The 7,483-nt window shown below is 72.0% G+C and carries 10 protein-coding genes; 6 read left to right on the forward strand and 4 right to left on the reverse strand.

Features of this window, described 5'->3' with window-relative positions:
* Positions 1 to 100 precede the first annotated feature (100 nt).
* The 3 genes from AOJ26_RS21925 to kstD all read left to right on the forward strand — a co-directional run bounded on the left by AOJ26_RS21925 (position 101) and on the right by kstD (position 2,774).
* Complete coding sequence (locus AOJ26_RS21925; RefSeq protein WP_234358641.1) at positions 101 to 583, forward strand: ATP-binding protein; 483 nt, start codon at positions 101 to 103, stop codon at positions 581 to 583.
* A 61-nt stretch (positions 584 to 644) separates the two neighbouring features.
* Entirely contained in the window at positions 645 to 938 is a 294-nt protein-coding gene (locus AOJ26_RS21930; protein ID WP_234358642.1) for a hypothetical protein, read from the forward strand.
* Positions 939 to 1,043: 105 nt separating this feature from the next.
* Positions 1,044 to 2,774, forward strand: coding sequence for a 3-oxosteroid 1-dehydrogenase (gene kstD, locus AOJ26_RS21935; RefSeq protein WP_053850036.1), 1,731 nt, complete (start codon positions 1,044 to 1,046; stop codon positions 2,772 to 2,774).
* Here the strand turns inward: kstD and AOJ26_RS21940 are convergent.
* From AOJ26_RS21940 to AOJ26_RS21950, 3 genes are read right to left on the reverse strand one after another with little or no spacing between them, the layout of a single operon-like run.
* Entirely contained in the window at positions 2,771 to 3,406 is a 636-nt protein-coding gene (locus tag AOJ26_RS21940) for a class I SAM-dependent methyltransferase (protein WP_053850037.1), read from the reverse strand. The two genes, kstD and AOJ26_RS21940, sit on opposite strands and share 4 nt — an antisense overlap.
* 31 nt (positions 3,407 to 3,437) lie before the next feature.
* Positions 3,438 to 3,734, reverse strand: coding sequence for an AzlD domain-containing protein (locus AOJ26_RS21945; RefSeq protein ID WP_373413219.1), 297 nt, complete (start codon positions 3,732 to 3,734; stop codon positions 3,438 to 3,440).
* A gap of 14 nt (positions 3,735 to 3,748) precedes the next feature.
* Positions 3,749 to 4,417, reverse strand: coding sequence for an AzlC family ABC transporter permease (locus AOJ26_RS21950; protein WP_053850040.1), 669 nt, complete (start codon positions 4,415 to 4,417; stop codon positions 3,749 to 3,751).
* Between the two features lie 68 nt (positions 4,418 to 4,485).
* On the opposite strand from AOJ26_RS21950, the gene AOJ26_RS21955 reads away from it, so the two are divergent.
* A complete protein-coding gene (locus AOJ26_RS21955; RefSeq protein ID WP_053850041.1) occupies positions 4,486 to 5,037 on the forward strand; it encodes a helix-turn-helix domain-containing protein in 552 nt (183 codons plus the stop codon).
* A 124-nt stretch (positions 5,038 to 5,161) separates the two neighbouring features.
* Here the strand turns inward: AOJ26_RS21955 and AOJ26_RS21960 are convergent, their stop codons facing one another.
* Positions 5,162 to 5,365: a cold-shock protein gene (locus tag AOJ26_RS21960; protein WP_003992177.1), complete on the reverse strand. Its 204-nt coding sequence runs from the start codon at positions 5,363 to 5,365 to the stop codon at positions 5,162 to 5,164.
* A 285-nt stretch (positions 5,366 to 5,650) separates the two neighbouring features.
* On the opposite strand from AOJ26_RS21960, the gene AOJ26_RS21965 reads away from it, so the two are divergent.
* Together AOJ26_RS21965 and AOJ26_RS21970 are read left to right on the forward strand one after the other, a co-directional pair.
* Positions 5,651 to 6,499 (forward strand): menaquinone biosynthetic enzyme MqnA/MqnD family protein, encoded by an 849-nt coding sequence (locus AOJ26_RS21965; RefSeq protein WP_053850039.1) that lies wholly within the window; start codon positions 5,651 to 5,653, stop codon positions 6,497 to 6,499.
* A gap of 40 nt (positions 6,500 to 6,539) precedes the next feature.
* The coding region (locus AOJ26_RS21970; RefSeq protein ID WP_159044357.1) for a serine/threonine-protein kinase at positions 6,540 to 7,483 on the forward strand (944 nt) is incomplete at its 3' end.

Below are 7,483 nucleotides of genomic sequence, written 5' to 3' on the forward strand. Positions count from 1 at the left end.
CCCGACAGCCCGTACACCACACGCCACGCACCCGTACAGCTACTCAGCGTCGCCGAGTCGCCCCTGGTCAGCGTAGAGACAACCCACCACGCTCAGTCACGTGAACGCCGAAATCTCCACCCCCACCGACGAACTGACCCAGCGTCTGAGCGCCACCCCGCGAGGCGCGCGGCTGGCCCGCAGGCTCACCGCCGCGCAGCTCGCGGAGTGGGGCCACCCTCATGACACCGAGGTGAACGACACCGCCCAGCACCTCGTCGCCGAACTCGCCGCCAACGCGGTGACCCACGGCCGGGTCCCCGGACGGGACTTCGAGCTGCGCCTGCTCCTGCTCCCGGGGAACACGCTCCGTATCGAGGTGAGCGACCCTCGGGGCGACCGTGCCCTCCGGTTCCGCCGTGAGGAGGACGGTGAGCACGGCCGGGGGCTGATCCTCGTCACCCTCCTCGCCCGCGCCTGGGGTGTCGCGGAGCGGGACGTCGGCAAGACGGTGTGGGCCGAGATCGGGCTCGGGCCCAGCGTGAGCTGCGGGATGCGGGGAAGGACGGGGAAAGCCGACAGTGAGGGGGATGCGTATGCGTGAGCGGCGGCTTCACGGATGTCTCGGAACGGTGATGGGGCTTGCTCTCGCGGTGCTCACCGCCATGCTTCTCGGCAGAGCGCTGAGTGCCTGCGACAGCGGCGTCAACGGCGCGGCGAACGGCTCGTTCCTCGTCGTTCTCTTCGTTCCGTCCCTCTGGGGCCTCCTGACGCTGAGTTGGGTGATGGTGGGAGTTGTCGTGGGGCGACAAGCCCTCCTTCATGCCCTCGCTCTCACGGTGGTGCTCCCCGTCGTGTGCTGGTGCGCGGTCTCCTTCTTCTGGAGCGGTGCCACGCACGCATGCCCCAGCGGCGCACCGCCGTGGTGGCCGGGCCTCGTCCCCGCTCCCGGATTCTGAGTCCGGCGGGACACCCCCCTCGCCCTCCACGCCCCTTGACTTCTCAAGACCCCCGCGCGACGTTCCGGACCTCTTCGTCCATACCGACCGCGGGGGGACCCGACCATGAGCGTGACCCGAAGACACCTGCTGGCCGCCGGTGCCGGGGCGGCCGTCGCCGCCGGGATCCAACAGGGCGCGAGTGCCGCCGACTTACCGGCGCTCGGCACGTACGACGTCGTCGTCATCGGTTCCGGCGCCGCCGGCATGACCGCCGCGCTCACCGCCGCCAGGCAGGGCCTCACCGTCGTGGTGCTGGAGAAGGCGCCCACCTTCGGCGGGTCCGCCGCCCGGTCCGGGGCCGGGATCTGGATTCCCAACAACCCCGTCGTCCTGGCGGCCGGTGTCCCGGACACCCCGGCCAAGGCGGCCGCCTACCTCGCCGCCGTCGTCGGACCGGACGTCCCCGCGGCCCGGCAGCGGGCCTTTCTCACCCACGGCCCCGCGATGATCTCCTTCGTCATGGCCAACAGCCCGCTGCGGTTCCGCTGGATGGAGGGGTACAGCGACTACTACCCCGAGCTCCCGGGCGGCCTGCCGGGCGGCCGCTCCATCGAGCCCGACCAGCTCGACGGCAAGCTCCTAGGCGCCGAACTCGCCCGCCTGAACCCGCCCTACCTCGACGTCCCGGCCGGGCTGGTCGTCTTCAGCGCCGACTACAAATGGCTCGCCCTGTCCGCGGTGAGCGCCAAGGGCGCCGCCGTCGCCGCCGAGTGCCTGGCGCGCGGCACCAAGGCGGCCCTCCTCGGGCAGACACCGCTCACCATGGGCCAGTCACTGGCCGCCGGGCTGAGGAAGGGTCTCCTGGACGCGGGCGTGCCCGTCCGCCTGGGCACCCCCCTCACCGAGCTCCACGTCGAGAACGGCACCGTCGCCGGGGCGGTGACCCCGGGCGGCCTCTTCCGCGCCCGCCGGGGTGTGATCGTCGGCTCCGGCGGCTTCGAGCACAACGCGGCCATGCGGGCCCAGTACCAGCGGCAGCCCATCGGCACGGACTGGACCGTCGGCGCGAAGGAGAACACCGGGGACGGCATCCGGGCCGGACAGCGTCTCGGCGCCGACGTGGCCCTGATGGACGACGCCTGGTGGGGGCCGGCCGTCCCGCTCCCCGACGAGCCCTACTTCTGCCTCGCCGAACGCACCCTGCCCGGCGGGCTCGTCGTGAACGCGGCCGGGCGGCGGTTCGTCAACGAGGCCGCCCCCTACAGCGACGTCGTCCACACCATGTACGACCGGAACCCGACCGACCCGGACATCCCGGCCTGGCTGATCGTCGACCAGAACTACCGCAACCGGTACCTCTTCAGGGACATCGCCCCGACCTTCGTCCTGCCCGACGACTGGTACGGCTCCGGCGCCGCCCACAAGGCCTGGACGCTCGACGCCCTCGCCAGGTCCGTCGGCGTCCCGGCCGCCGCCCTCCGCGCCACCGTCGACCGCTTCAACTCACTCGCCCTCAAGGGCGACGACACCGACTTCGGCCGCGGTGACAGCGCCTACGACCACTACTACACGGACCCCTCGGTCCTCCCGAACTCCTGCCTGGCCCCGCTCTGGCTGCCCCCGTACTACGCCTTCCGGCTCGTCCCGGGAGACCTGGGGACCAAGGGCGGCCTGGTGACCGACGCCCGCGCGCGTGTCCTGCGGCCCGACGGCTCCGTCGTCCCCGGCCTGTACGCGGCCGGGAACGCCAGCGCGGCCGTCATGGGGCACAGCTACGCGGGCGCGGGCTCGACCATCGGCCCCGCGATGACCTTCGGTTACATCGCGGCCCGGGATCTGGCCGGGGTGCTCTAGGGGCGGCGGGCGATCAGGAACGCCTGCTGGGAGACCTCCTCGGGGCCGGGTTCGCGCACTGTCTGCGAGACGAGCGAGAATCCGGCCGCGCGGAGCAACCCGGCGATCTGCTCCGGCCGCCGGCGCAGGAAGGTCAGCGCGACCGGCCGCCCCCACGGCCGGTCGTGATGCCGGTCCTCGTCGCCGGCCTGGAAGGCGACGAGAAGGTGCCCGCCCGGTGCCAGGACGCGGTGGAACTCCGCGAACAGGCGCGGGAGTTCGTCCACAGGGGTGTGGATGGAGGAGTACCAGGACACGGCACCGGCGAGCGCCCCGTCGGGAAGGTCCAGCTCCAGCATCGAGCCCTGCTCGAACCGCAGCCCCGGGTTCTCCCGGCGGGCGATGGCCAGCATCGACTCCGACAGGTCGAGCCCGAAGACGGACAGCCCGAGGGAGGCGAGGTGAGCGGTGATCCGTCCCGGCCCGCAGCCCAGATCGGCGACTCGTCCGTCCCCCACCAGCTCGGCGAACCCGGACAGCAGGACCCGGTCGAGCGGACTGACGGTGAGCACGTCCCGGAACTGCTCGGCGTAGTCCTCGGCGACGGTGTCGTAGAAGGTGCGGGTGGCGGTCACGAAGTCGGTGTCGGTCATGGCGGGGGACCCTAGCGGCCCCCACTGACACTTACGCGACACCGGCCGCCCGCAGTACGGCAGTTGTGGCCGCCGCCCCGAGGACCACCACCACGAACGGCGCCCTGCGCCACGCCAGCGCGGCTCCCGCCAGGACGCCGGCCGGGCGCGCCCAGCCCGCGAAGCCGCCGCCCTCCGTCAGCGCTCCCGTCGCCAGCAGGGCCACCAGCAGGACCACCGCACCCGCGGCCAGCAACTCCTGGACCCGCGGGGGCAGTTCCACCCGCCCGTGCAGCACCGGCCCGACCAGCCGGAAGGCGTACGTCCCGACCGCCAGTGCCAGGATCATGGCGACCGTCGCGTTCACGCCGGCCTCCCTCGGCCGTGCAGGACCAGTCCCGCCAGTGCCACCAGCACCGGCACCCCCGCCGGGACGGCCGGGGTGACCGCCAGGGCCAGCCCGGCGCCGAGCAGCGCGGAACGCCGTACGGCCGGATCCTCGCGCAGGGCGGGGAGCACCAGGGCGACGAGGACGGCGGGGAAGGCGGCGTCCAGTCCCCAGGTGCCGGTGTCGCCCAGCGCGCCCCCGGCGAGGGCCCCGGCCAGGACGCCGAGGTTCCACACCGCGAACAGGCCGAGCCCGGAGATCCAGAACGCCGCCCGGCGCCGCGCCGGGTCCGGCTGGGCCAGGGCGAAGGCCACGGTCTCGTCGGTCACCAGGTGTGCGCCGAGGAGACGGGCGAGCCGGCCCCGGCCGAGGATGTCGGCCACCGCCAGGCTGTAGGCGGCCGTGCGGGCGTTCAGGAACAGGCCCGTGGCCGCCGCGGCGACCGGGCCGCCCCCGGCCACCAGCACACCCACCGCGCTGAACTGGGCGGAGCCCGCGTACACGAGGAGGGACATCACCACCGGCACCCACACCGGCAGGCCGCCGGTCACGGCGATCGCGCCGAAGGAGACGCCGACGACCCCGCTCGCGAGCCAGACGAGCGCGCTGTCACGGACCAGGGCTGTTCGCTGTGCCGTACGCATGTTCACTACAGTGGACGGTAGGAGTCGTGTTCGTCAAGGCGAACGATCGTACCGATGGAGCGAACAGCATGCCCGAACGCCCCCTGGACTGGATCGCCACCGCGCTCCGCCGTGAACGCACACGCGCCGGCCTCTCCCTCTCCGAACTGGCCAAGCGCGCCGGAATCGCCAAGTCCACGCTGTCCCAGCTGGAGGCGGCGAGCGGCAACCCGAGCGTGGAGACGCTGTGGGCGCTGGGGGTGGCGCTCGGCGTGCCGTTCAGCACGCTGGTGGAGCCGCCGGTGTCGTCGGTGCGGGTGGTCAGGGCGGGGCAGGGCCCGACCGTCGCCTCGGAGCGGGCCGACTTCGCCGCCACCCTCCTCTCGTCCAGCCCGCCCGGGGCGCGCCGGGACATCTACCACCTGCGGGCCGAACCGGGCGCGGTACGGGAATCGGAGCCGCACATCCCGGGGACCGTCGAGCACCTGATCGTGAGCTCGGGAAGGGTCAAGGCCGGACCGGCTGGGGAGGAGGCCGAACTGGACTCCGGCGACTACATGACGTACCGCGGAGACGTGGCCCACTCGTACGAGGCGCTCGAACCCGGCACGACCTTCGTGCTCGTCATGCAGCACGTGTGAGAGCGCGGGCGGACAAGGCAGGAGCCCCGCTGCCGTGCGGCGCGGGGCTCCTTGGGTACTGCATTCAGGTCCGGATCAGAGGCTGGAGCGCCTGTGAGACGGGATCACGCTGAGACGGGATCGCTCAGACGGGGGTGACGTTCTCCGCCTGCGGGCCCTTCGGGCCCTGGGTCACGTCGAAGGAGACCTGCTGGTTCTCCTCCAGCGAACGGAAGCCGCTCGCGTTGATCGCGGAGTAGTGGACGAAGACGTCGGGGCCGCCGCCCTCCTGGGCGATGAAGCCAAAGCCCTTTTCGGCGTTGAACCACTTCACGGTTCCGGTAGCCATAAGCCCTCCTTGGGCCCAAAAGGGTTGCCCTGCTCCAGAACCTGCAAGTGTGAAAACAGTGCCGCACAACTGCATTCTTCTGAAAACGACTAGAGCCTGCGGTTACATGCTCCGCAGGCTCTGTACTGCAAGGGAAACCAAACTGCAACTTGCGGCGAGCCTAGCACGCGGGCAGCCGAAAGCAATAGAGGCCAAGATCACGTCACCCGGATGTTTGAAGATCGCGAAGGCGTTGACCCAGGGGCCGGAGTCCGAAGCGTACCCCAAGGGGTCTACTGTCGCGATGTGGACAATTCTCGCACCCGGCCGCGCGTCGGCCACATCCAGTTCCTGAACTGCCTGCCCCTGTACTGGGGGCTCGCGAGGACGGGCACGCTCCTCGACTTCGAGCTCACGAAGGACACCCCGGAGAAGCTCAGCGAGAAGCTGGTGCAGGGAGATCTCGACATCGGGCCCATCACCCTGGTCGAGTTCCTCAAGAACGCGGACGACCTGGTCGCCTTCCCCGACATCGCCGTCGGCTGCGACGGCCCGGTCATGTCCTGCGTCATCGTCTCGCAGGTCCCGCTGGACGAACTGGACGGGGCGAGGGTGGCCCTCGGGTCGACCTCGCGCACCTCCGTACGCCTCGCCCAGCTCCTCCTCGCCGAGCGCTACGGCGTCCGGCCCGACTACTACACCTGCCCGCCCGACCTCAGCCTGATGATGCAGGAGGCGGAGGCGGCCGTGCTCATCGGGGACGCGGCCCTGCGGGCGAACCTCCTCGACGGCCCGAAGTACGGCCTTCAGGTCCATGACCTCGGCGCGCTCTGGAAGGAATGGACGGGACTGCCGTTCGTCTTCGCCGTGTGGGCCGCCCGCCGCGACTACCTCGAACGCGAGCCGGTCATCACCCGCAAGGTCCACGAGGCCTTCCTCGCCTCCCGGAACCTCTCCCTGGAGGAGGTCGGCAAGGTCGCCGAGCAGGCCGCCCGCTGGGAGGACTTCGACGAGGAGGTCCTGGAGAAGTACTTCACGACCCTGGACTTCCGCTTCGGCGACCCGCAGCTAGCGGCGGTCACGGAGTTCGCCCGCCGCGTGGGACCCACGACGGGTTTCCCCGGGGACGTGAAGGTGGAACTGCTTCGGCCCTAACCTGCATCTGAACCTTCTGGGGCCTTACGGGGGAGGCAGCATGCAGCCGCTGGGAGTCGACGAGCCCACCGCCGTGGGCCCCTACCGGCTGCTCGGGCGGCTGGGCTCCGGCGGCATGGGCCGGGTCTACCTCGGCCGCAGTGCCGGGGGCCGCACGGTCGCGGTCAAGATCGTGCACCCGCACTTCGCGCTCGACGAGGAGTTCCGCGCCCGCTTCCGGCGCGAGGTGGACGCGGCGCGCAGGGTGGGCGGGGCGTGGACGGCCCCGGTGCTGGACGCCGATCCGGAGGCCGCCGTCCCGTGGGTCGCCACGGGGTACGCGGCGGGCCCCTCGTTGGCCTCGGCGGTCACGGACGGGGGGCCGCTGCCCGAGCACTCCGTACGGGTCCTGGGCGCGGGCCTGGCCGAGGCGCTCGCCGCCGTGCACGAACTGGGGCTCGTCCACCGGGACGTGAAGCCCTCCAACGTCCTGCTCACCGTCGACGGCCCCCTCCTCATCGACTTCGGCATCGCCCGCGCCACCGACGGCACCGCGTCCCTGACGTCGACGGGGGTCTCGATCGGCTCGCCCGGTTACATGGCGCCCGAGCAGATCCTCAGCAAGGGGGTGTCGGCCGCGGCGGACGTCTTCTCCCTGGGCGCGGTCCTGGCGTACGCGGCCACGGGGACACCGCCCTTCCCCGGGGACTCCTCGGCCTCGCTCCTCTACAAGGTCGTCCACGAGGAGCCCGAACTCGGACCACTGAGCGGTGAGTTGCGGGAGGTCGTGGAGGCCTGCCTGGTCAAGTGGGCGCAGGAACGGCCGGCGCCGGTCGAGGTGGCCCGCCGGCTGGCCCCGCAGGGCGCGGCCCGGCTGGTGGCGGCGGGGTGGCTGCCGGGCACGCTGGTGGAGCAGGTGGGGCGCAGTGCCGTGGAACTGCTGAACCTCGAGGCGGTGGGGGAGCAGCCGTCCGGGCCGGTGGGGTTCAGCAGCCCCTCCGTGGG

Origin of the sequence: Streptomyces sp. NRRL B-24085 (assembly GCF_001282115.1) — a bacterium.
Classification (GTDB): Bacteria; Actinomycetota; Actinomycetes; order Streptomycetales; family Streptomycetaceae; genus Streptomyces.